At 59.7% G+C, this 23,394-nt stretch carries 24 protein-coding genes and 1 tRNA gene; 13 read left to right on the top strand and 12 right to left on the bottom strand.

The annotated features are described in order from the left end of the window. Positions 1-129: 129 nt before the first annotated feature. The 4 genes from betA to HGP16_RS24400 all read left to right on the top strand — a co-directional run bounded on the left by betA (position 130) and on the right by HGP16_RS24400 (position 3,948). Complete coding sequence (gene betA, locus HGP16_RS24415; protein ID WP_168842576.1) at positions 130-1,782, top strand: choline dehydrogenase; 1,653 nt, start codon at positions 130-132, stop codon at positions 1,780-1,782. 81 nt (positions 1,783-1,863) lie between these two features. Next, entirely contained in the window at positions 1,864-2,133 is a 270-nt protein-coding gene (locus tag HGP16_RS24410; RefSeq protein WP_168842575.1) for a type II toxin-antitoxin system Phd/YefM family antitoxin, read from the top strand. Continuing rightward, complete coding sequence (locus tag HGP16_RS24405) at positions 2,120-2,551, top strand: plasmid maintenance toxin (PemK-like) (protein WP_168842574.1); 432 nt, start codon at positions 2,120-2,122, stop codon at positions 2,549-2,551. The genes HGP16_RS24410 and HGP16_RS24405 overlap by 14 nt, the downstream gene beginning before the upstream one ends. 35 nt (positions 2,552-2,586) lie before the next feature. After that, on the top strand, positions 2,587-3,948 hold the full coding sequence (locus HGP16_RS24400; RefSeq protein WP_168842573.1) for a chloride channel protein: 1,362 nt from the start codon (positions 2,587-2,589) through the stop codon (positions 3,946-3,948). 33 nt (positions 3,949-3,981) lie between these two features. Here the strand turns inward: HGP16_RS24400 and HGP16_RS24395 are convergent, their stop codons facing one another. Continuing rightward, positions 3,982-4,428, bottom strand: a complete 447-nt coding sequence (locus HGP16_RS24395; RefSeq protein ID WP_168842572.1) for an RrF2 family transcriptional regulator — start codon at positions 4,426-4,428, stop codon at positions 3,982-3,984. Positions 4,429-4,920: 492 nt separating this feature from the next. On the opposite strand from HGP16_RS24395, the gene HGP16_RS24390 reads away from it, so the two are divergent. The 3 genes from HGP16_RS24390 to cysN all read left to right on the top strand — a co-directional run bounded on the left by HGP16_RS24390 (position 4,921) and on the right by cysN (position 8,232). Next, positions 4,921-5,658: a phosphoadenylyl-sulfate reductase gene (locus HGP16_RS24390; RefSeq protein ID WP_168842571.1), complete on the top strand. Its 738-nt coding sequence runs from the start codon at positions 4,921-4,923 to the stop codon at positions 5,656-5,658. Positions 5,659-5,786: 128 nt separating this feature from the next. After that, the gene (gene cysD / locus HGP16_RS24385) at positions 5,787-6,740 is read left to right on the top strand and encodes a sulfate adenylyltransferase subunit CysD (protein WP_168842570.1); all 954 of its coding nucleotides are present in this window, start codon (positions 5,787-5,789) and stop codon (positions 6,738-6,740) included. Between the two features lies 1 nt (position 6,741). Beyond that, entirely contained in the window at positions 6,742-8,232 is a 1,491-nt protein-coding gene (cysN, locus tag HGP16_RS24380; protein ID WP_168842569.1) for a sulfate adenylyltransferase subunit CysN, read from the top strand. A gap of 177 nt (positions 8,233-8,409) precedes the next feature. On the opposite strand, the gene HGP16_RS24375 is transcribed toward cysN, so the two are convergent. After that, entirely contained in the window at positions 8,410-8,709 is a 300-nt protein-coding gene (locus HGP16_RS24375; protein WP_168842568.1) for an ArsR/SmtB family transcription factor, read from the bottom strand. A 55-nt stretch (positions 8,710-8,764) separates the two neighbouring features. Between HGP16_RS24375 and HGP16_RS24370 the strand changes: the two genes are divergently transcribed. Next, a complete protein-coding gene (locus HGP16_RS24370; RefSeq protein ID WP_168842567.1) occupies positions 8,765-9,706 on the top strand; it encodes a threonine/serine dehydratase in 942 nt (313 codons plus the stop codon). A 54-nt stretch (positions 9,707-9,760) separates the two neighbouring features. Here the strand turns inward: HGP16_RS24370 and hisC are convergent, their stop codons facing one another. Both hisC and HGP16_RS24360 read right to left on the bottom strand, forming a co-directional pair. Continuing rightward, positions 9,761-10,819, bottom strand: a complete 1,059-nt coding sequence (gene hisC / locus HGP16_RS24365; protein WP_168842566.1) for a histidinol-phosphate transaminase — start codon at positions 10,817-10,819, stop codon at positions 9,761-9,763. Positions 10,820-10,991: 172 nt separating this feature from the next. Next, positions 10,992-11,915 carry a LysR family transcriptional regulator gene (locus tag HGP16_RS24360; RefSeq protein ID WP_168842565.1) on the bottom strand — a complete coding sequence of 308 codons (924 nt, stop codon included), beginning with the start codon at positions 11,913-11,915 and terminating at the stop codon, positions 10,992-10,994. Positions 11,916-12,093: 178 nt separating this feature from the next. Here HGP16_RS24360 and HGP16_RS24355 point away from each other — a divergent pair, with 178 nt between their 5' ends. The 4 genes from HGP16_RS24355 (at position 12,094) to HGP16_RS24340 (ending at position 17,242) form a co-directional block, all read left to right on the top strand. Next, entirely contained in the window at positions 12,094-13,656 is a 1,563-nt protein-coding gene (locus tag HGP16_RS24355; RefSeq protein WP_168842564.1) for an MFS transporter, read from the top strand. 222 nt (positions 13,657-13,878) lie between these two features. Then, positions 13,879-14,244, top strand: coding sequence for a hypothetical protein (locus HGP16_RS24350; protein ID WP_246703502.1), 366 nt, complete (start codon positions 13,879-13,881; stop codon positions 14,242-14,244). 426 nt (positions 14,245-14,670) lie between these two features. Further along, positions 14,671-15,732 (top strand): porin, encoded by a 1,062-nt coding sequence (locus tag HGP16_RS24345; RefSeq protein WP_168842563.1) that lies wholly within the window; start codon positions 14,671-14,673, stop codon positions 15,730-15,732. 427 nt (positions 15,733-16,159) lie between these two features. Beyond that, entirely contained in the window at positions 16,160-17,242 is a 1,083-nt protein-coding gene (locus HGP16_RS24340; RefSeq protein ID WP_168842562.1) for a 3-deoxy-7-phosphoheptulonate synthase, read from the top strand. Positions 17,243-17,273: 31 nt separating this feature from the next. Here HGP16_RS24340 and HGP16_RS24335 read toward each other — a convergent pair whose 3' ends face one another. The 7 genes from HGP16_RS24335 to HGP16_RS24305 all read right to left on the bottom strand — a co-directional run bounded on the left by HGP16_RS24335 (position 17,274) and on the right by HGP16_RS24305 (position 21,397). Continuing rightward, a complete protein-coding gene (locus HGP16_RS24335) occupies positions 17,274-17,687 on the bottom strand; it encodes a DUF6314 family protein (RefSeq protein WP_168842561.1) in 414 nt (137 codons plus the stop codon). Then, positions 17,687-18,214, bottom strand: coding sequence for a peptide-methionine (S)-S-oxide reductase MsrA (msrA, locus tag HGP16_RS24330; protein WP_168842560.1), 528 nt, complete (start codon positions 18,212-18,214; stop codon positions 17,687-17,689). Before msrA ends, HGP16_RS24335 begins: the two co-directional genes overlap by 1 nt. Further along, positions 18,211-18,660: a peptide-methionine (R)-S-oxide reductase MsrB gene (msrB, locus tag HGP16_RS24325; protein WP_168842559.1), complete on the bottom strand. Its 450-nt coding sequence runs from the start codon at positions 18,658-18,660 to the stop codon at positions 18,211-18,213. Before msrB ends, msrA begins: the two co-directional genes overlap by 4 nt. 177 nt (positions 18,661-18,837) lie before the next feature. Beyond that, positions 18,838-19,335 carry a GAF domain-containing protein gene (locus HGP16_RS24320; protein ID WP_168842558.1) on the bottom strand — a complete coding sequence of 166 codons (498 nt, stop codon included), beginning with the start codon at positions 19,333-19,335 and terminating at the stop codon, positions 18,838-18,840. Between the two features lie 36 nt (positions 19,336-19,371). Then, on the bottom strand, positions 19,372-20,082 hold the full coding sequence (locus tag HGP16_RS24315; RefSeq protein WP_168842557.1) for a pentapeptide repeat-containing protein: 711 nt from the start codon (positions 20,080-20,082) through the stop codon (positions 19,372-19,374). 281 nt (positions 20,083-20,363) lie between these two features. Then, positions 20,364-21,176 carry a hypothetical protein gene (locus tag HGP16_RS24310; protein WP_168842556.1) on the bottom strand — a complete coding sequence of 271 codons (813 nt, stop codon included), beginning with the start codon at positions 21,174-21,176 and terminating at the stop codon, positions 20,364-20,366. Between the two features lie 17 nt (positions 21,177-21,193). Then, positions 21,194-21,397 (bottom strand): KTSC domain-containing protein, encoded by a 204-nt coding sequence (locus HGP16_RS24305; protein ID WP_168842555.1) that lies wholly within the window; start codon positions 21,395-21,397, stop codon positions 21,194-21,196. Positions 21,398-21,954: 557 nt separating this feature from the next. Between HGP16_RS24305 and HGP16_RS24300 the strand changes: the two genes are divergently transcribed. Beyond that, positions 21,955-22,962: a DUF4062 domain-containing protein gene (locus tag HGP16_RS24300; protein WP_168842554.1), complete on the top strand. Its 1,008-nt coding sequence runs from the start codon at positions 21,955-21,957 to the stop codon at positions 22,960-22,962. Between the two features lie 141 nt (positions 22,963-23,103). On the opposite strand, the gene HGP16_RS24295 is transcribed toward HGP16_RS24300, so the two are convergent. Beyond that, positions 23,104-23,180, bottom strand: a tRNA-Pro gene (locus tag HGP16_RS24295). Between the last annotated feature and the right edge of the window lie 214 nt (positions 23,181-23,394).

Below are 23,394 nucleotides of genomic sequence, written 5' to 3'. Positions count from 1 at the left end.
GGGCGCCGGCGGCGGCGCCTCAAGGGAGGTCAGGAGCAACCAATCGCAAGCGCGGACGATGATCCGCCTCATCCTGAAGTGCTCGCCAAGGCGGCCCTCGAAGGATAGGGCGGCCACAGGGAGATAACTATGCAGCAGGCAGATTTCGTCATCGTCGGCTCGGGCTCGGCCGGCTCCGCCATGGCTTACCGCCTGTCGGAAGACGGCAAGCATTCGGTCATCGTTCTGGAGTTCGGCGGCAGCGACTTCGGCCCGTTCATCCAGATGCCGGCAGCACTTGCCTGGCCGATGAGCATGGATCGCTACAATTGGGGCTATCTCTCCGAACCCGAACCGCAGCTCAACAACCGCCGCATCACCGCCCCGCGCGGCAAGGTAATCGGCGGCTCCTCCTCGATCAACGGCATGGTCTATGTCCGTGGTCATGCGGAGGATTTCAATCGCTGGGAGAAGCTCGGCGCTCAAGGCTGGGCCTATGCGGACGTGCTGCCCTATTTCAAGCGTATGGAACATTCGCATGGCGGCGAGGACGGCTGGCGCGGCACGGACGGCCCGCTGCATGTGCGCCGCGGCGATGCCCGCAATCCCCTTTTCCACGCCTTCATCGAAGCCGGCAAGCAGGCCGGCTTCGAGGCGACCGAGGATTATAACGGCAGCAAGCAGGAAGGCTTCGGCCTCATGGAGCAGACGACCTGGATGGGCCGGCGCTGGTCTGCGGCGACGGCCTACCTCAAGCCCGCGCTGAAGCGGCCGAACGTGAAGCTCATCCGCTGCTTTGCCCGCAAGATCGTCATCGAAAACGGCCGCGCGACCGGCGTCGAAGTGGAGCGTAACGGCAAGACCGAGATCATCAGGGCGAACCGCGAGGTGATCATCTCCGCCTCCTCGTTCAACTCCCCGAAGCTGCTGATGCTCTCCGGCATCGGGCCTGCGCAGCATCTGCGCGATATGGGGATCGAGGTGAAGGCCGACCGGCCGGGTGTCGGCGCAAACCTGCAGGACCATATGGAATTCTATTTCCAGCAGACCAGCCTCAAGCCGGTATCGCTCTATTCCTGGCTGCCCTGGTACATGCAGGGGATCGTCGGAGCGCAATGGATGTTCTTCAAATCGGGTCTCGGCACGTCGAACCAGTTCGAAGCCTGCGCCTTCCTGCGCTCCGCACCCGGCGTCAAGCAGCCGGATATCCAGTATCACTTCCTGCCGGTCGCCATCAGCTACGACGGCAAGGCGGCGGCCCAGAGCCACGGCTTCCAGGTGCATGTCGGCTATAACCTGTCGAAATCGCGCGGCAACGTGACCCTGCGCTCCTCCGATCCGAAGGCCGATCCGGTGATCCGCTTCAACTATATGAGCCATCCGGAGGACTGGGAGAAGTTCCGCCATTGCGTGCGGCTCACCCGCGAGATCTTTGGGCAGAAGGCTTTCGACGACTATCGCGGCGCGGAAATCCAGCCTGGGGCGAACGTCCGGACCGACGATGAGATCGACACCTTCCTGCGCGAGCATCTGGAAAGCGCCTATCACCCCTGCGGCACCTGCAAGATGGGCTCCAAGGACGATCCGATGGCGGTGGTCGATCCCGATACCCGCGTCATCGGCATCGACGGCCTGCGCGTTGCCGACAGCTCGATCTTCCCGCACGTCACCTACGGCAATTTGAACGGTCCCTCGATCATGACCGGCGAAAAGGCGGCCGACCACATCCTCGGCAAGCCGAGACTGGCACGCTCGAACCAGGAGCCGTGGATCAATCCGCGGTGGGAGACGAGCGATCGGTAGGAGGGGCAGACAACGCCAACTTGACGGCATAACTTGCGGGATTTACGGAAAGTCCGTATATTTGCGGTAAGGAGACTTGCCATGAAAACGGTAACTGCCGCTGAAGCTTCCAAGAATTTTGGCGCATTTCAGGATGCGGCCATGCGCGATCCGGTTGTCATTACCAAGAACGGCCGGCCGCGAACGGTTTTGCTCGCTTACGAAGACTATCAGCGACTACTGCGACGAGACAGGCAGGTTCAGCTGACATCGAATCTTTCAGATGCCGATATTGCGGCCGTCGAAACATCTGAGATGGAAGCCGGGCATGAGCATCTTAACGATGAACTAAAGCCGCATGCTGCCCGCTGAGGTCAAAGTCGGCTTCGTCTTTCGCTATTCTTATCTCTGGCATAGGGAGCGCCTGGAGGGACGCGAAGAAGGGGTGAAAGATCGCCCTTGCCTCGTGTTGGCCCTTGTTGTCAGCGATGCAGACGGAACCAAGCAGGTGCGTGTCCTCCCCATTACCCATTCGCCTCCAGAAACGGCGTCCATGGCCATCGAACTTCCCGCGCCGGTCAAACTCCGGCTCGGTCTGGATGATGCCCCTTCGTGGATCGTACTTTCGGAAAGCAACTATTTTGCTTGGCCGGGGCCGGATATTCGTCCGGCGGAGACGGAGAGCGGTTATCTCGGACCATTGCCGCCAAGCCTTTTCAACGAGGTGAAACATCGTTTTGTGGCACTGGCGCGACAATCGGTGCATAGATCAGTTGCCAGGACCGAATAGTATCCTCCGACTCTAATTGTCCTGAAGAGCGTCCCATGCCCCCTATCTACCGTAAGTCCAAGCTGCTCCGCCGTTCCCGTGTTTTCTGGGGTTCGTTCAATCTCTGGCGGCCGCGTTTGGTCTTCTGGACGGGCGCGTTGGCGATCGGCGTGATCAGCGTCGGTTTTGCCAAGCTTGCCGATCTGGCGCAGCGCGCCTTTACCGGTGTGACCCAATCGGGCGAATGGACATGGTTGCTGCCGCTGCTGCTGACGCCGCTCGGCTTCGTGCTATCAGCCTATCTCGCCGCGACCCTGCTTCCCAATTCGCAAGGGAGCGGCATTCCGCAGGCGATCGCTGCGCGGCATCTGCATCATGACGAGGATCGCACGAAGCTGCTCTCGCTACGGCTGGCCTTCGGCAAGATCGTGCTGACCATATTGGGGCTTCTGAGCGGCGCTTCCATCGGCCGCGAGGGGCCGACGGTGCAGGTCGGTGCCTCCTTCATGCTGGCGGTTGCCCGCTTCGGTGGCATGGCGCAGGCAAAGGGGCTTATTCTTGCGGGTTCCGCCGCCGGTATCGCCGCCGCCTTCAACACACCGCTTGCCGGCATTGTCTTTGCCATCGAGGAGATGAGCCGCACCTATGAATCCCGCGCCAATGGCCTCGTTCTGACCGCCGTCATTCTTTCCGGCCTTGCCGCACTCGGCCTTTCCGGCAGCTACAACTATTTCGGCACGGCCGATGCCGCCCCGACGATGCTTCGGGATTGGATCGTCATGCTGATCTGCGGTGTCGGCGGCGGCGCGCTCGGCGCTACCTTCAGCGGGCTGGCACTCTATGCCGGCATCCGCATCCGCCGCTGGGCACAGCCGCAGCCGCTCAAGCGCATGCTGATCCTTGCCGGCCTCTGCGGCCTTGTCGTTGCCGCCGTCGGCGTGCTCTCTGGCGGCCAGACCTTCGGCACCGGCTACGAGCAGGCCCGCGGCGCGGTCGAAGGGCATGCCCTACCCGAACTCTTCTTCCTCGAAAAACTGCTGGCGAGCTTCCTGTCGATGATCTCGGGCATTCCCGGCGGCATCTTTGCGCCGTCGCTTGCCGTCGGCGCCGGTTTCGGCAGCACGGTCGGCACGCTGGTCGGCGGCGGTGTGGCGCTTGCAGCAATTCTCGGCATGGCAGGCTATTTCGCCGGCGTGGTTCAGGCGCCGATGACCGCCTTCGTCATCATCCTGGAAATGACGGGCGATCATCAGGCCGTCATCCCGATCATGGCAGTGTCGATGATCGGCTATGTGACGTCGCGGCTGCTGTCGCGCGAGCCGCTCTATCACGGCCTGTCGCGCGTCTTCATCGCAGCGGCGATCCGCGCCCGGCGCGCCATGGAGAAGGAAGCCGGCGAAGAACACGTCGCCGGTTGACCGGGCGTCAGCCATTCCGCACCGCGAATTGCGCTAAGCCATCAGCCTGGTGACCTCGGCCCTATCCGGCTGAGCAATCGCATCGGCAATGGTCGTCGAGAACAGGACCTTGCGCGTCGCATCCGCCACCCGGGCAAAGACATGCCGGATTTCGCAGGTCTGCTCACCGTCGCAATCGTCGCAGCGGCGATAGGCGGTGAGCGACAGACAGGGCAGCGGCGCCAAAGGCCCATCGATGACCCGCAGTATCTCGCCGAAGGTGATCTCATCCGCCGGCTTGCGCAGGAGATATCCGCCCTGCTTGCCACGGCGGCTGATCACGATGCCCTGATGTTTCAGGTCGAGAAGGATCTGCTCCAGGAATTTCTTGGGGATCTTCTGCTGGGCCGCGATGTCGGAAATCATCATCGGCTCGCCGGCCTCGGATTGGGCCAAAGCCGAAAGCGCGCGCAACGCATATTTTGCTTTCTGAGTAATCATTTCGAACCGCTTCACACACACATGCGATACGTTCGGCCGATGGATTCGGCCGGTCCGCTCTAGCTAGAACTCCTCAACCCTCGTCCCCGGGGTGTTTCGAAGCACTCACACCCATGGCGCAACGCCAGGAAAGATCAGCAACCCAAACTTGTTATCATTCTTAGCCGCTATGCCCATAGTTTAGCGCAAAATCCGCAGCAGCGCATCATTTTGGGCATCACTTCCGATTTCCGTTTGACAAGCTATGTGTAACTCTACTATTTCTATAGACATTAAAGCAAGCACTTAAACATGGCCCGCCATATCAAGTGCTTCCAAAGGGCCGCTTCTGGCGGCGAAACACCTTGGTTAACAGCCGAGGCGGTCGCTTTTCCTTATCGGTGCTGCTTCATGGAGATATTTACTCTCCATCCGCTTCGTTTCGAAATCTATTTTTCTGTCCGCCATCCTTGTGAGCTGCGATACTCCTGGCAACATCAGGACAGGATCCCCATGACTGCCATTACATCCATTGAAGACGCCGCGACGCTCAACGGCCAGCTCGCATCGCTCGATCTTGCTGGCCGTCTGTCCCTTGTTGCCGGCCTCGGTGGCCGCGCCGTGTTCACGACGTCGCTCGGGATAGAAGATCAGGTGATCACGGCGGAGATCGGCAATCATCGTCTGCCGATCGAAGTGGCGACCCTACAGACCGGCCGTCTCTTTCCGGAAACGCTCGCCCTGATCGACGAGACGGAAAGCCAATACGATATCCGCATCATCCGCTACGAGCCGGAACAGGCCGATATCGATGCCTATGCTGAAAAATACGGTCTGAACGGTTTCTACGAGAGCGTCGAAGCCAGGCATGCCTGTTGTGGCGTGCGCAAGCTCAAGCCGCTTGCGCGCGCACTCTCGGGCGCCACCATCTGGATCACCGGTCTGCGCCGTGGCCAGTCCGCCAACCGTGCCGACACGCCCTTTGCCGAATTCGATCCGGAGCGTAATCTGATCAAGATCAACCCGCTGGCCGATTGGGACATCGATGTCATCCGCGCTTATGTCGCCGACAACAGCGTTCCGGTAAACCCGCTGCATGCGCGCGGCTATCCCTCGATCGGCTGCGAGCCCTGCACGCGGGCGATCAAGCCGGGCGAGCCCGAACGGGCCGGCCGCTGGTGGTGGGAAAACGACGAAAAGCGCGAATGCGGTCTTCACGTTCATGAAGAGGCCGCGGCCACTGCCCAGTAAAATACCCGCCGGCTCTCGGCTTTCGATCCAGGGCGCGTTTCCTACGCCGCCGATCCACCGGGAGCCAAGGCATCCATTCTTTCCGGCCCATGTTCCGGCCGGCACACTTGAAAGTTCTGGAGTCATCAATGCCCGATAGCCGTCCGGATACGGAAATTTCCAATCCGCAAAGCGTCAAGCCACCGCTCGATCCGCATCTCAAGGCGCTGGAAAACGAGTCCATCCATATCTTCCGCGAGGTTGCTGCCGAATTCGAGCGTCCGGTGATGCTCTATTCGATCGGCAAGGATTCGTCGGTGCTTTTGCATCTGGCGCGCAAGGCCTTCTATCCCGGCCGCGTCCCCTTCCCGCTGTTGCATGTGAACACCGGCTGGAAATTCGCCGAAATGATCACCTTCCGCGACGAGATCGTTAAGAAGTACGATCTCGATCTGATCGAGCACATCAATCCGCGCGGCAAGGCGGAGAATGTTACGCCCTTCACCCATGGCTCGGCGCGCTATACCGATATCATGAAGACGGAAGCGCTGCGCCAGGCACTCGATGCCGGCCGGTATGACGCCGCTTTCGGCGGTGCCCGCCGCGACGAGGAAGCCTCGCGTGCCAAGGAGCGCATCTATTCCTTCCGCACACCGGACCATCGCTGGGATCCGCGCAACCAGCGCCCGGAACTCTGGAACATCTATAACGGCCAGATCCGCAAGGGCGAAAGCGTTCGCGTCTTTCCTCTCTCCAACTGGACCGAAGTCGATATCTGGCGCTACATCCAGGCCGAGGATATTCCGATCGTGCCGCTCTATTTCGCCGCGAAGCGCCCGATTGTCGAGCGCGAAGGCATGATGATCATGGCGGACGATCCGCGGCTGGAGCTGCTGCCGGGGGAAGCCAAACGCGAGGAGCTCATCCGCTTCCGCACGCTCGGCTGCTTCCCGCTGACGGGCGCCATACGCTCGACGGCAACAACGCTGGAAGACATTATTGCAGAGCTGGAAATCGCCACGGTTTCCGAACGGCAGGGACGCGCCATCGACCGTGACCAGTCCGGCTCCATGGAAAAGAAGAAGCGCGAAGGATATTTTTGAGATGACCGTAAACGCCAACGTCGTCACAATTCCCGCTGTTGGGCCTGCTGCCGAACCGGCCAAGGCCCTTCGCGACTCGCGCCCGCTTCGCCTGATCACCTGCGGCAGTGTCGACGACGGTAAGTCGACGCTGATCGGCCGCCTGCTCTGGGATACCAAGGCGGTCAAGGAAGACCAGGCCGCCACGCTCCAGCGCGATTCCACCGGCAAGCAGAACGATCTCGGCCTGCCTGACTTCGCGCTGCTGCTCGACGGCCTACAGGCCGAGCGCGAACAGGGCATCACCATCGATGTCGCCTACCGCTATTTCTCGACCGACAAGCGCTCCTTCATCGTCGCCGACACGCCCGGCCACGAGCAATATACCCGCAATATGGCAACCGGCGCTTCGACCGCCGATCTTGCCGTGCTGCTGGTCGATGCGCGCTTCGGCATCCTTGAACAGACCCGCCGGCACGCGACAATCGCCTCGCTGCTCGGTATCAAGCAGTTCGTGCTCGCCATCAACAAGATCGACCTGACGAATTACGACCGCGCCGGCTTTGAAAAGATTTCCAACGAATTCCGCGAATTCGCCCTTTCGCTCGGCGTCAAGCAGATCACGGCCATCCCGATGTCGGCGCTGAAGGGCGAAAACGTCGTCTATTCCGGCCAGGCGGCCATGCCTTGGTACAGCGGCCCGACGCTGGTCGAGACGCTGGAACTGGCGACCGTCCGCTCGGCGCAGACGGTCGGTTTTCGTCTTTCGGTGCAGCGCGTCTCCCGCCCCGGCGAAAGCTTCCGCGGTTATCAGGGGACGGTTGCCGGCGGTTCGGTGAAGCCGGGAGACAGCGTGATGATCCTGCCGTCGGGCATGGTCGCCAATGTCTCGAGGATCGTGACGTTCGATCTGGTGCGCAACGCGGCGGTGGCCGGCGATGCCATCACCCTCGTTCTCGATCGCCAGGTGGACGTGTCGCGCGGCGATATGATCGTCGCCATCGACAGTCAGCCGCAGACCGGCCTCTCTTTCGATGCGCAGATCGTCGCACTGCAGCCTGAGGGCATCGAGCCTGGCAAGCGCTACTGGTTGAAGAGCGGCAGCCGCCGCCAGCGCGTGCAGGTACAGCCGATCGCCCAGCTCGAACTCAAGACGGGCGCATGGGCGCCGGCGCAGGCGCTCTGGATGAACGCGATCGGCAAGGTTCGCTTGACCTTCGACGAGAACGCCATCTTCGACCCCTATGAGCAGAACCGTTCGACCGGTTCCTTCATCCTGATCGATCCCGAAAGCAACAACACTGTTGCCGGCGGCATGATCACCGGCAGGCGTTCCGACGTTGGCGGCATCCACAAGGAAGGCCAGCGCGTTCTCCTGTCCCTGCCCGCCGATCTCGCCGAGCAGATCATGGCAAGCGAACTCTTCGCCAGCCGCCGTGATGAAACGGATGTGCGTCGCGTGACCGCAGCACAGGCCGCGGAAATCTGGACGAACGCCGCCAGCGACATCTGATCGCTATCGCATCTGAAAAGGAAGGCGGCGGGCTCGGCCCGGCCGCCTTTTTTATTTGGAGGTGTTTAATTTGGAGCTGGAGCGGTTCAGCTTTTCATGGAAACTCTGAACCGCGCTCACTCTTTATTTCATTGCAATTCCGAACGGAAAACCGCTGCGCACTTTTCCTGGAATTGCTCAGAGGCTTGCGACGACGGCTGCCAGAGTTGCCATGCGAGCTTCGTCACGCTTGTAGAAGATCCACTGCTTGATGCGCTTCGGCCGCACGAAACCGGCTTGCACCAGAATGCGCATGTGCTCGCTCAAGGTCGCCTGCGAAATCTCAAGCTTTTCGGCAATCAGAAGCGCGCACACGCCGTCCTCCACCAGATCGCCGTCGACCTGCGGCGCAAAATGGGCACGCGGATCCTTCAGCCATTTGAGAATGCTGATGCGGCGTTCGTTGGCCAAGGCCTTGATGAGATCGAGCTCTTGCATTTCGTCATTTTGCTAAGTAACAAAGTCATTGTCAACTTTGGCCGCGAGATACCCCATGCTTTCCGACAGGATCACCCCCGAGCGCATCGCAGAAACCGAAAAGCGGATCCGCCCGCATATCCGCCACACGCCGGTTCTGCATGCGGACCTCGCGGATTTCGGCCTTGCTGCGGGGCCGCTGGATTTCAAGCTCGAGTTTTTGCAGCATTCCGGCTCGTTCAAGGCGCGTGGCGCCTTTTCCAGTCTGCTCGGCAGGAAGGTGCCGGCGGCGGGGGTCGTCGCGGCATCCGGCGGCAATCATGGCGCGGCAGTCGCCTATGCCGCGATGCGGCTTGGCATCCCCGCGACGATCTTCGTGCCGAGCGTGACCTCGCCCGCCAAGGCCGAGCGCATCCGCGGCTATGGCGCGAACCTCGTCATCGGTGGGGAACGTTATGCCGACGCCCTTGCCGCCAGCGAGCAATGGGTGGGGGAGAGCGGCGCCATGGCGATCCATGCCTACGACCAGCCTGAGACCTTGCTTGGGCAAGGGACGATCGGGGTCGAGATCGAGGCGGATATTCCTAATACCGATACGCTGCTTGTCGCCGTCGGCGGCGGTGGATTGATCGGCGGGATCGCCGCCTGGTTCCAGGGGCGTGTGCGCGTCGTCGCCGTCGAGCCGGAAGGCGCACCGACACTCTGGCAGGCCTTCGAGGCGGGGTACCCGGTCGACGCTCCCGCAGGCGGCATTGCCGCTGATTCCCTGGCGCCGAAGCGCGTCGGCGAGCTGATGTTCCCCATCGCCCGCGCCTATGCGCAGCGCCCCGTGCTGGTGTCCGACGACGAAATCCGTCAGGCGCAGCAGACTTTGTGGGACCGACTGCGGATCGTCGCCGAACCAGGCGGAGCGACGGCCTTTGCTGCGTTGCTCGCGCGCAAATATGTCCCGGCGCCGGACGAGCGTGTGGCCGTGCTGCTCTGCGGCGCCAACACGACGGCTGTTCGGTTCGACTGAAGCCGTCCTATCCGTTGACGGCTTGCCTCGGAGGGTCCACGCCGAGGCGTAAGGTCACCGCAATATCTCGGCGAGCGCTGCCAGCAGGCGGTCGCACTCCTCATCCGTGCCGATGCTGATGCGCAGGAAGTCGCTGATGCGCTCCGCGGAAAACCGCCTGATCAAAATCCCCCTGCTCCGCAGCTCAGCCGCCAGATCAGCGCCCGGCCGGCTTGGATGCCGGGCGAACAGAAAATTGCTGGATGACGGAAGGACATAGAAGCCGAGTTCCTTGAGCGCCAGGGAAAGACGCTCGCGGGTGGCAATGATCAAGGCGCGATGATGCTCGAACCAGTCCCGATCTTTCCAGGCCGCGACGGCGCCCACCAAGGCAAGGCGGTCGAGAGGATAGGAATTGAAGCTGTCCTTCACCCTTTCCAAGGCCTCGATCAGCGGTCTCTGCCCGACAGCAAAGCCGACGCGCAAGCCAGCCAGCCCACGGGACTTCGACAACGTCTGGACTACCAGCAGGTTCGGATAGGTCCGGACAAGCGGAACGGCGCTCTCGCCACCGAAATCGACATAGGCTTCATCGATGACCACAACCTGATCGGGATGCTCCCGGAGAAGGGCTTCGATACCAGACAAAGGCAGGCCGATCCCTGTGGGAGCATTGGGATTGGGCAGGATGATCGCGCCGCAAGGCTGGCGATAATCGTCAAGGCGTATCCGCATCTCCGCATCGACCGGAACCTGCTGGAACGCAATCCCATAGAGCCGGCAATAGGTCGGATAGAAGCTGTAGCTGATATCAGGGAAAAGCAGGGGCTCTTCATGGTTGAGGAGCGCCTGGAATGTGTGAGCCAGAACCTCGTCCGATCCGTTGCCGACGAAGACCTCGTCCTTGTCGATTCCGAAGCTCTCGGCGATCACGGTGCGCAACTCCCGCGCCGTCGAATCCGGATAGAGCCGAAGCGTGTCGGACGCCGCCTTCGAAATCGCCTCCAGAGCGAGCGGCGAAGGGCCGTAGGGGCTTTCATTGGTGTTCAGCTTGATCATGCCGCCTGTCGTCGGCTGCTCGCCGGCGACATAGGGGGTCAAGGAATGAACAATGGGACTCCAGAAACGGCTCATCGTGATTTCCAAATCTTGGCTGCCGCCGATCCCCGATCGGCGCGGCAAGTTAAATATGAAGTTTCCACCGTCGCAAAATCGAATTCGCGCGACAACCGTTTCGGAGACGATTCGGGAAAATATCCTCGTGGCCCCGGCATGGAGGTTACGAACCGGCCGTCAAACCTCTTTCTCAAACAGCAGCCGTCACCGGTAAAGCCTCACAGCTTTTTGCGAAAAGCCTTTCGCTCAGAAAATCGACCAGTACCCGGACCTTGGGCGACAAATGACGGCTCGACGGCCAGAGGAGATGGAAATGGCCGGGCTCGTCGATGAAATCGTCGAGTACGGTTCTGAGCTTTCCTTCCGCGAGCATGCTGCGCACAAGGAAATCGGGCATGCAGCCGATGCCGAGGCCGGCGACCGTCGCGCCGCGCACCGCCTCCATATTGTTGCAGGCAAAAGCCGTTCGCATCCGCAGTTCCGGTTCGCCTTCCGGCATGGTCAGCGGCCAATCCTGCAGCTTGCCGCTGTTGGGAAAGCGAAACCTGACAGCCAGATGCTCGTTGAGCGCGCGCGGGCAATCGGGAATGCCGAAGCGTTCGAGATAGGCGGGCGCGGCGCAGAGCAGCATCTGAAATGGCCGTAACGTACGTGATATCAAGCGCGAATCCGGCAGGTCGCCGCTGCGGATCGCGACATCGACCCCCTCTTCGATCATGTCGACGATGCGGTCGTTGAAATCGATGTCGAGTTCGACGTCGGGGTAGCGGGAGACGAATTCCGGCACGACAGGCAGCAGGAAATGATAGCTGACGATCGGCACGCTGACGCGCAGCCGTCCGCGCGGCACGGCTACCGCTTGGGCGAGCGAGGCCTGCGCGTCGTCGAGATCATCGAGCACGCGCCGGCAACGCTCATGGAAAAGACGCCCCTCTTCGGTCAGCCGGATGCTGCGCGTGGAGCGCTGCAGCAGGCGAACGCCAAGCTGGCGTTCCAGATTGCTCACCGCCTTGCCGACAGCCGACGCGGAAAGGCCGAGGACACGCGCGGCCGCCGCGAAGCTGCCGAGATCCGCCGTGCGAACGAAAGCCGTCAATCCACTCAAGCGATCCATAGGCGATCTCCATTCGAGAGTTTTATTCCGGTATATATGGAGCGCTAGCGCCATTATCATCCAATTGCAGCAAAACTATCCTGTCCAGGTCATTTCAAGCCCGTGGGCCGCCGCCTTTTCGGCAGCATCTCCCAGCATTGCCCGCGGTCTTTCCTTGCTCAAACCCAACGGTAATCCGATGACCTCACCTCAGACAAAGGCCGCAAGCGCGACCGAGAAATTCTTCGTTCTCGTCGCCGTCTGCTGCGCCGCGGCGGCAATGCCGCTCACATTCACCGGCCCGGCGGTGGCCTTGCCGGCCATCAGCCGGACACTCGGCGGCAGCCCGCTCGCCCTCAACTGGGTCACCAACGCCTTCATGCTGACCTTCGGCAGCTGCCTGATGGCATCAGGCGCGCTGGCGGACAGCTTCGGGCGACGCCTCATCTTTCTTTCCGGCGTCGGATGCTTCGCACTGTTCTCGGCCGGACTGGCATTGGCCGGCGATATCGTCTGGTTCGATATATTGCGGGCGTTGCAGGGCCTTGGGGCGGCCGCCGCCTTTTCCGGCGGCATGGCCTCGCTCGCGCAGGAATTCGACGGCGCAGCGCGCATGCGAGCCTTCAGCATCGTCGGCTCCAGCTTCGGCGTCGGGCTCGCCTTCGGGCCGATCGCCTCCGGCCTGATGATCGATGCCTTCGGCTGGCCGTCGATCTTCGTTCTTGTGGTTGCATTGGCGCTGCTCGCCCTCGGCCTCGGCGCCTATTTCCTGCGCGAGTCAAAAGATCCAGATGCGGCGGGGCTGGATTGGCCCGGTGCATTGAGCTTCACCCTTGCCCTGACGCTGTTCACCTACGGCGTCTTGCGCGCGCCGGAAACCGGCTGGAGCGATCCGCTCGTCGTCGCCTTGCTGGTCGGCGCCGCATCGTTCTTCCTTGCCTTCGGCATCATCGAGCGCATCGTGAAGCGGCCCATGCTGGATCTCAGCCTGTTTCGCTATCCGCGCTTCGTCGGCGTACAACTGCTGGCGGCGGCACCCGCTTATGCCTTCGTCGTGCTGCTGATCCTTTTGCCGATTCGCTTCGTCGGTATCGAGGGCATGAGCGAGATCGCCGCCGGGCGGATGATGATTGCGCTGTCGGCCCCGCTGCTCATCCTGCCGATCGTCGCCGGCCTACTGACCCGCTGGTTCAGTCCCGCAACGATCTGCGGCGCCGGCCTTGTCATCTCCGCTGCGGGCCTGTTCTGGCTCAGCCATGTCACGGCGGGTTCGGCTCCTTCCGCGCTCATCGGTCCACTGCTGACGATCGGCGTCGGCATCAGCCTGCCCTGGGGCCTTATGGATGGGCTTGCCGTCAGCGTCGTTCCCAAGGAGCGCGCCGGCATGGCGACCGGCATCTTCAGCACCACCCGCGTCGCCGGCGAAGGCGTTGCGCTTGCGGTCGTCAGTGCCGTTCTCTCCGCCCTTATCCAGTCGAAGCTCGGGATATCGGCGGCAGAGCGTGCTTCGACCACGGCGCAACAGCTCGTCACCGGCAATCTGGCCGCGGCGGCCTCGAATGTGCCGGCGATCGGGTATGAAGCCCTCATTCAGGACTATGGCCATGCCTTCAACACGCTGCTGTGGTTCCTGACGGCCATCACCGTCGTCACCGCAATCGTCGTCTTTTCCTTCCTCGGCCGGGCGCCATCGACCGTCACCGTTGAAGACGCGGATCAATTGCAGGAGGACGAAGAGACGCTTCGCACATCGAAAGCTTAGGCAACGTCAGCGGCCGGCCAGGGCCTCGATCCCGGCGGTCCTGCCAGCGATCGCGGCATAGCAAGACGGCAAATCAAAGGCCGATAAGGGCCAAAAACCTTGGCGCGGCGCAACAGAATGTTTCGCCGCCACATAAAACGTGCGCGGCGAATCGGCGCTTGGACAATCCACGGAACGGTGCGAGACTGGCGTTCATATGCGCTGCTGCTATATGATATCCCCATGATATCAGACCGGTTTTTGAAAACTATTGCCTGGACCTACCTAGCGGCGCTCATCGGCGTAACGCTTGCGCATTTCAATTGGCAAGCCACATTAGGCAATCCGTTCGATATCTTTCGTGCCGGCGCTCTCTGCATAGCGGGCATGCTTGCCCGCCTCGCCTACCCGCAATCCCCCTCCTTCACCTGCCTTCTGATGATCGGCAGCGTGCTTGCGCTTTCCGTGTCGCATTTCGTGGCGAACGGCAACTATGGCTCGACGTTCGATATCATCATCGGGATGACCAGCGGGCTCTGGGGCATCATGATCGGCTCCGCCCTCAGCAAGCTGATCGCTTCCGCCTCGAAGCGGCCTGCATCCTACTGAAACAACCAGCAGTTCTTTTGACGGAGCGCTTTCTGCCGCCGGTCGAGTATGACCGTTGCGGCCGAAACGCAAAATGGCCGCCAGCCGCGGCCGCCTGACCTCATCTCACAGTATCTGCAAGAAGATTGAAATCGAGATGACGGTTATTTCCTACCTCTGAATGACTATTATGCAGCCAATATTATGCGTGACTTACTATCTGTATTTGCAAATGTGACTTTCCTGCAACTGAAATTTTTAAATCACGGAAAAGACGTTCTGAAAAAAATATATCACATAACTTTCTCGGTGTTCGTCTCTAATAGGGAGCAGAAGCGGGTGGGGCCCGTTTCTCCCGAGTCGGGGTTTTTAAACAGGGATAGGGCAAGGCACGTCGATTTTTCGGCGCGATAGCCTATGCCCAATCTATATTGGATTGGAGTTTTTATGAACATCAAGAGCCTTCTTCTCGGCTCCGCTGCTGCCCTGGCAGTAGTTTCCGGCGCTCATGCAGCCGACGCTATCGTTGCTGCCGAGCCGGAACCGCTGGAATACGTCCGCATCTGCGACGCATATGGCGCTGGCTACTTCTTCATCCCGGGCACGGAAACCTGCCTCAAGATCGGCGGCATGGTCCGTACCGAAGGTAAGTGGTACGATGCCTACAACCCGACCAGCAAGAATGGCACGGTTTGGCACACACGCGCTCAGCTGAGCGTCGACACCGCGACCGACACCGAATACGGCCCGCTGAAGACCAACACGGTCTACCGCTTCGACTGGCAGGATGGCGGCTCGACCACCACGAAGCTGCTGTTCGCCAACATCAGCCTCGGTGGCTTCCTCGTCGGTAAGGCTGACTCGCAGTACAACTCGTACATCGGTTACGCCGGCAACGTCATCAACGACGACGTGGTCAATGACGGTCCGTACGAACTCAACCAGTTGACCTACAACTATGATGCCGGCAACGGCTTCACGGCTGTGGTCTCGGTTGAAGACAGCAACTCCGGTTCGGGCGCTACGGGCGTCAACGGCGAAGACAGCTCCAACCACTATGCTCCGGACGCTGTCGCAGGTGTTGGCTACAAGGCTGGCAACTTCGGCTTCAAGATCGTCGGCGGTTATGACTCCATCGTCGAAGAAGGCGCTGTCAAGGCTCGCGTCGATGCCGACTTCGGCGTCTTCAAGGCCTTCTTGATGGGTGGCTGGAACACCGATGGCGACAAGCTGAACAAGTATGCGAACGCCAACGGCGCCGGCGCTGCCAAGGGTATCGGCTGGGGCGACTGGGCTGTCTGGGGCGGCTTCACCGTTCCGATCAACGAGAAGCTGCAGGCTAACGCTCAGGTTGCCTACACCGACTCCAAGATCTTCGCAGCGACTGCAAACGTCCGCTGGAACCCGGTCAAGAACCTCCTGGTTCAGCCGGAAGTATCCTACACCAACTGGGACTCCATCAATCAGGACCAGTGGGCCGGTATCCTCCGCTTCCAGCGTAGCTTCTAAGACCTCTTTACTGAGATCTGATCTGACTTGACCCCTGATCGGATGGGGACCGGCCCGACTTCCAGCGAAGTCGGGCCGGTCTTCCCGAGAAGGGGTCGAATCATTTTGCGGGTGCCATGGCGTACTTCGGCCGCCGAAATTGCGCGGTTATGCTGGCCGCAAAGTCAGCCGGCGCGCAGGCGCATCGATTGTCGAGCGAGTAACCGCGCTGCCGCCAATTGCCTGAATTTCCTTGTCATCAACGCATCGACATCCGGTATTTTTTGTCGTAGAGACAACGCATGTCGTTCGCTCACGCATATGCCTCGCGATTTTATTCGTACCGCTGCTCTCAGCGGAGGCGGGCCTGTGCGTAGTTAGAAAAGACACGACAGCAAAGACCCGAACAGCCGCTAGTCTACCTGGCGGCTTTTTTTGTCGCCACGGTATGACCCTTAAAGGAACCGATACCGTGTTGAATTCCACTGATGACTTGCGCATTGTCGAGATCACGGCGCTGACGCCGCCGTCTCGGATCATAGACGAGATCCCCCGCGACGAGGCAGCGACGGCCACCGTCACGCAGGCGCGCAATGCCGTCCACAATATCCTTCGCGACGAGGACGACCGATTGATCGTCGTCATCGGCCCCTGCTCCATCCACGATCCGGCAGCAGCTCACGAATATGCGGCACTGCTCAAGGAACAGCGGGACCGCTTCGCCGACGATCTCGAAATCATCATGCGGGTCTATTTCGAAAAGCCGCGCACCACCGTGGGATGGAAGGGCCTGATCAACGATCCGCAACTCGACGGCAGTTACCGCATCGAGGAAGGCCTGCGTATCGCGCGCAAATTGCTGTTCGACGTCAACGAGATCGGCCTGCCGGCAGGCTGCGAATATCTCGATACCATCACGCCGCAATATATTTCGGACCTGGTGAGCTGGGGTGCGATCGGTGCAAGGACGACCGAAAGCCAGGTGCACCGGCAGCTGGCGTCTGGCCTCTCCTGCCCCGTCGGCTTCAAGAACGGCACGAATGGCGACGTGCGCATCGCGCTCGACGCGATCGTCGCGGCGTCGCAGCCGCATCACTTCCCGGCCGTGACCAAGGAAGGTCTCGCAGCGATCGCTTCGACGCGCGGCAACGAGGATTGCCACATCATCCTGCGCGGCGGCAGAGAGCCCAACTACGATGCCGCTAGCGTCCAGTCGACTGCGGAACAGTCCCTCAAGGCCGGGCTCGATCCACGGATCATCATCGACGCAAGCCACGCCAACAGCAGCAAGAATCCGGAAAACCAGCCGCTCGTCGTGACTTCCGTCGCGGAACAGGTCGCGGCGGGCGACCGGCGGATCAAAGGCATGATGATGGAGAGCAATCTCGTCGCCGGCCGCCAGGACCTCGTGCCGGGCAAGCCGCTGGTCTATGGCCAGAGCATCACCGACGGCTGCATCGACTGGCCGACCTCGGTCCGCACGCTGGAGGATCTGGCAAAGTCCGTTCAGGCACGGCGCCGGGCGCGTTAACGCTGCCTCCCATTCGGGAGACCGCTTCGGGTCAAATACGTCGGTAGTGCGCGAGGCTCAGATAGCTTTTTCTGGGTCCGTGCACATGCCACATTTCTGCCCAGGCATCGGATGTCCGAAAGAAGAGACGGCCTCGATAAAGATCGGGGCCGCAATGGTGGGTGACGCGTTGCGACGCGCCCTCACCGATGCGGATGAATTCCGACAGATTGGGAAAACGCACGACGAGATCGTCATCCACGTCATCGAGCCGATAGGTTCGGCTGCTTCTCAGCGTCGCTTGCTCGCTTCGCATATCGCCATGCTCCTCGAACTGGACAGGCGTGACGAACGCCTGTCCCTCGAAGGTTATCAGGGAGCGGTTGAAGCGATCGATGATCCGCCGCTTCACCTCCCATGTGCCGAGGAAGGGGCTCAGCCGGCTAATGCCAGCCGATCCTTCCATCAGGAAGCCGCGCGCTGCGCCGCGTCGGCTTGCCGGCGCGGCAGCTTCCAGCCAGGCCGGACGAAGTGGCACGTATAGCCGTTCGGATAGCGCTCCAGATAATCCTGATGCTCCGGCTCGGCTTCCCAGAAATCGCCGACCGGTGCGACTTCGGTGACGACCTTGCCAGGCCACAGGCCGGAAGCGTCGACATCGGCGATCGTATCGAGCGCGACCTGCTTCTGCTCTTCGCTGGTGTAGAAGATCGCCGAGCGGTAGCTCAGGCCGACATCGTTGCCCTGGCGGTTGCGTGTGCTCGGATCGTGGATCTGGAAGAAGAATTCCAGCAGATCGCGATAGCTGATCTTCCGCGGATCGAAAATGATCTCGATCGCCTCGGCATGGGTGCCGTGGTTGCGATAGGTGGCGTTGCTGACATCGCCGCCGCTATAGCCGACACGCGTCGAGATGACGCCGTCATAGCGGCGGATGAGATCCTGCATGCCCCAGAAGCAACCGCCGGCGAGAACTGCACGTTCCGTTGTCATCTTACATCCTCCACTTGATCGATATAGGCACCATAGCCCTCGGCTTCCATCCGGTCACGCGGAACGAAGCGGAGGGAAGCCGAATTGATGCAGTAGCGCAGGCCGCCACGATCAATCGGCCCGTCCGGGAAAACATGGCCCAGATGGCTGTCGCCGTTTGCCGAGCGCACTTCGACGCGGATCATGCCATGCGACATGTCTGTGAGTTCGCTGACATTGGCGGGTTCGATCGGCTTGGTGAAGCTCGGCCAGCCGCAGCCGGAATCGAACTTATCCGCAGAGGCAAAAAGCGGCTCGCCGGAAACGATATCGACATAGATGCCCGACTGCTTGTTGTAGAGATGTTCGCCGGAGCCGGGACGTTCCGTGCCGCTTTGCTGCGTCACGCGATATTGTTCGGGGGTAAGCTTGGCTATGGCCTCTGCCGTCTTGCTGTATTTGCCCATTGTTGTTCTCCATGCCCCTCGGCACGCATTCCGAGCTGGGCCGGGTCCTTGTGAGGACGCGAGAGGGCCGAATGAAGCTCGATCAGCGCTAAGGGAGTGTTTGCAGGGCCAATATAGGCATCACGAGACCGGTTTGCCATATCGATCACGACTGCGTGACGCCCCGCCCCTTCCTCTTCAACCATCCGCCTTGCATGAGGCGGCATAAATCGCGGCAAGCGCCTCGATGCCGGCCTGGTCATCGCCGTCGAAACGGCTTGGAAGCGGGCTGTCGAGATCGATGACGCCGAAAACCTTTCCATCGCGGAAGAGCGGCACGACCAGCTCCGATCGCGAAGCCGCATCGCAGGCGATGTGTCCGGGAAAGGCGTGTACATCCTCGACGAGAACCGACTGGGCCTTCTCGACCGCCGTCCCGCAGACGCCGCGGCCGACGGCGATGCGCACGCAAGCCGGCTTGCCCTGGAATGGCCCGAGCACAAGTTCGTTTGGCTGCCGCAGGAAATAAAATCCCGCCCAGTTGAGGTCAGGCAGCATCTGGAAGATCAGCGCGGAGGTGTTCGCGGCATTGGCGATCGAATCCTGCTCGCCATCAAGCAAGCCCCTCAGCTGATCGGCAAGCTCGCGATAGAATTCGGGCTTGCTGTCGTTTCGGATCGCTTTTTCCACGAACATGGGCTTGGCCTTTCGAAGATGCCGGTTGGAGAGATGTCAGTCCTTTTCATCCGGCGGGCAAGGCCAGTTGGACGGCGCCTTCAGCCAGGACGGCAATATGGTCGTATTGTCCCCGCAAGCCAGATTGATCTGCGCCTGCTGGAGGCCGCTTGCCTTCGACAGATCGAGGCCTTCGATGCGGGTGAGATACATGAAGGCTCCGCTGAAGGAGGTTGCCCCGTCCATCACCGCGCCGTTCAGCGTTGCCCGGGATAGATTGGCGAAGGAGAAATTCGCACCCGACAGCAGGGCTTTATCGAAATCGGCTCGCCCAAGCTCCGCCTTCTGAAAATCGGCATTGTTGAGCTGCGCGCCGGCAAATTCGGCCCGCTGCAATTCGGCATTGGCAAAGGAAGCGCCATTGGCGGAGGCTTTGGTGAAATCGGAGCGATAGGCTTCGATCTTGGCAAAATTCGCGCCGTCGGCCTTGGCGTTCTTCAGCCAGGCGCGCACCAGCGTCGCTTTCTCGAAGTTGGCGGAGGTCAAGTTGGCGTCGCTCAAATCGGTGCTGTCGAAATGGGCGCCGGCGAGATTGGCGCCCTGCAGATCGCTGCTCGGCAGCATGATGTTGGTCTTGCTGCAGCCGCTCCAGTCGAGACCGGGTGCCGCGACATTGCCGCAATCGGCGGCACGTAGCGCAGTGGCGCTGGAGCCGAGGAAGAACACCGCGCTCAGCGCCAATACGCCAAGACCTGTGGCTATCCCCATTCTCCGCCCCATGGCGCCCGACCGCGCGGCACGACGCCTTTGCCTGCCTGCAAACTTCTCCCCGGCCGCTCGGGCCGCCCCGTCAACAAGATCCATTCCGTCACTCCGCTTCAGCACCGACAGCCGAACTCTCGCCTGAGTCGGATGCGCGTCCCTTTTCCTTGTATATGGTGCTTCGGGCGACAAAAAGAGCGGTTTTGCAAAAGCAGGTCCGATGTTAGCCGTAATGCGACGGAGGGCTGCATCCAGGCTCCAAGTCAAGTCTACCGCAAGTACTCGCATTAGTGATTATCGCGCCGCGCAGGATCAGCTTGATGACGCCTCGCAATGCGACCAATCAACACCTCTCGCGAAGAGTCCCATATCTCGAAAGCACTTAGCGCAGGGAAAATATCCTCTGCATAGAGTGTGCTGGGCATAGAGTTGTTTTCGCCGCGAGCGTAGTCGAACAAAGCCGAGGCACGACCGTATATTTCCGCTGCGTCGAAAATATATTCCTCTAGGTTGAGCGCCAGGACCGGCCGTCCTTGCTCTCTTTCCAGAATCATTCCCTCAAGACGAGCACTATGGACCTGAATGTCGGATAACAAATCTGCGACAAACCTGCGATCAGCAGTGTTTGAGAATTGAATAAACTCTTTCAGGGAATCGATCGCAGTATTGGGAGGATCTGGAATCTCGCTAAGCTTAACGCTTCTAGGTAGTGCCTCGCCTTGGCATCGCTTCAGGGCGATGTTGAGTGTCGTACCAGTACCCTTGGCATACCTGCAAATTCTACTGAGAACCAAAGGCAACACGGCTCGACTTGCCGCGTGTTGCGCCACTATCCGGTCCTCTTCCATTTTTCGTTCAGATGCGATTTGCTGATGTACAGCGCGCACGCTTACAAATGCAGCAATAACAGCTGCGATACCGGTGATTAGAGTGGTATCGATCCAGCGAAGCAACCCAATTGCGCTCAAGGCTTCACTGATCACAATGCCGGCTGGTCTTCGCGCAAAAGCCCACCAAACTTCTCGGCCAACAGCAAACGCGAAAAGACCACCAGCAAAGCCGGCAACGAACGCATGCCATATGTGCAACCTGAAGCTCATTTTCGTATGAAACTACATTAACGATTCGACCTGTAACGATCCCGAATATAGTTATTGTAATAGGTGCCTGGGGAAGCCGCACTGATGAGCCCGAGATAGACGCTTTCCGGTACGTTATAGTAATCGTATGGACCGCCGCTTTCGACAAACCAAATCTGCAGCGTCGCGGCCTGGCTGATGTATTCCGCGCGACGGATCGCCGAAGATCTCAAATATGGCATTCACGCGAATCCCTCAAAATGTTGGCCGAATTGCCAATTTGAGTTGCCATCGACGACTAGGTGCACGCGCCTAGCCTAAAAATTAAATGAGAGCTGATCCGGATGCGACCGCCAATGAGCACGTACATGCTCCTGGCGATTGAATCTTCGGCGGACATATGCCCGCACCCTCACCAATTTTGACCTCAACTTGTTTACCACGTTGATGCCCTCTTTTGCTTCACAGCAGGAATAAGCCCACCGCTCCAGTTCCGCAGAAATGCGGCCCCGCGCCCGTGCCGAGTAACGATCTGAAGATCGCCGAACAAAAGTGCCGATGGCAACCCGCTTTATAGTGGCCGATTCCTGGTGGTGTTGTAACTAAAAATACTCGCCTGATGGCTGCAGCTCACAGAAAAACAATCGAGCGGAAAGAAGTTGACTGGTCGGCCGAAGCCTGATTACTCAGCGATGACGGCGAATTATAAAAATCTGCGGTGGATTTTCCAAGTAGCGGCAAGCACCTTAAAGTTAAAGTTGCTATCTTTCTTCCATAACCGGTTGAAGGATCACTATGCATGGCAGCAAAGAAATATCAGGTTTTTGTATCGTCGACTTTTCGCGATCTTGTAGACGAGCGCCAAGACGCAATCCGAAACATTCTTGACCTCAATCATATCCCAGCCGGCATGGAACTCTTTCCAGCGGCGGATATCGAGCAATTGGGCTATATCAAAAAAGTTATCGATGAATGCGATTACTATCTGCTGATCATTGGCGGCAGATATGGCTCTATGGACGCCGAAGGAGTGAGTTTCACAGAAAGAGAATACGACTACGCTATCCAGACAGGTAAAGTTGTACTCGCATTTGTCCATGAAGATCCGTCCCAAATTGCTGTCGGGAAGAGCGACATTGAGCCCGGAGTGTTCGCGGCACTTCAAGCGTTCCGTCAAAAGGTAGTGACCGGTCGCCTCGTTAAGACATGGACCTCGCGACAGAGTTTGGAATCACTGGTCCTTAAGGCACTGATGCATGCCTTTAATCAAATGCCGCAAGTTGGTTGGATAAGAGGCGACACCGCAGCCAACGAACAGGTTTTGGAACAAGCAAACAGGGCTTTGCAGGATAATGCCACGCTTCGCGCTGAACTTACTATGCTTAAAGGATTATCTGCGCCAAAATATGAGAATCTAGCTGGTCTTGAGGATGAATTTACTTTTCGATATCGCACTCGCCGACCAGCAAGTCAGAACTCGATAAAATACAATTACACAGATCGCACCATGAAGATGAAGTGGCGCGCGATTTTTTTGCCTCTTGCCGCAGATCTTACCACGGCAAAGGTTGATGGAGTTATTTCGAATGCGGTAAAACTAGCGATGCAGGAGGCAAAATGCGAGTACAATCCCTTCGATATCAACGATATGGACTTGGCGACTATTAAAGCTCAATTCATAGCCTTAAATTTGATTAGTGCTAATGTGGGGCAGTCGACGAAAGGCACATATCACGAGTTCCTATCGCTAACTCCGCGTGGAAGGAGCACCTATATGGAAGCGATTGTCGTCCGAAAGGACAGATAGCCCCGGTGGCTCAAATCTCTGGGTAGGCACGACGAGGTACCGGCGGCCCCACCGATCATTAGTGCTGCCGTATTCATTGCCGTGAAGAAATCAGCACGAAGCCCAAATACGAAAAAAGCCCGCGTTAGCGGGCCTTTTCGCTGGTCGGAGTGGAGTGATTCGAACACTCGACCCCCACGTCCCGAACGTGGTGCGCTACCAGACTGCGCTACACTCCGTGACCAGCGGCGCTTCTATAGACCAGCCATTTTTGATGCACAAGCACCAATCTCGAAAAACCTTTTGATTTTTGACGAAAAAATTACAGCCGCGTCTGCCTAGAAAATCGGCAGGAAACCGGTACCGAAAATGCCGGCGTGCAAAAGTCGCAACAGAAGAGGTAAAATCCCGCTTCTACACGCGGATGGGAATTTTCTTTTGCCGGCTTTGGCG

The organism is Rhizobium sp. P40RR-XXII (genome assembly GCF_012641405.1).
Lineage (GTDB): Bacteria > Pseudomonadota > Alphaproteobacteria > Rhizobiales > Rhizobiaceae > Rhizobium.
Note: the sequence above shows the minus strand (reverse complement) of the source record. Positions and strands in the feature narration are given on the sequence as shown.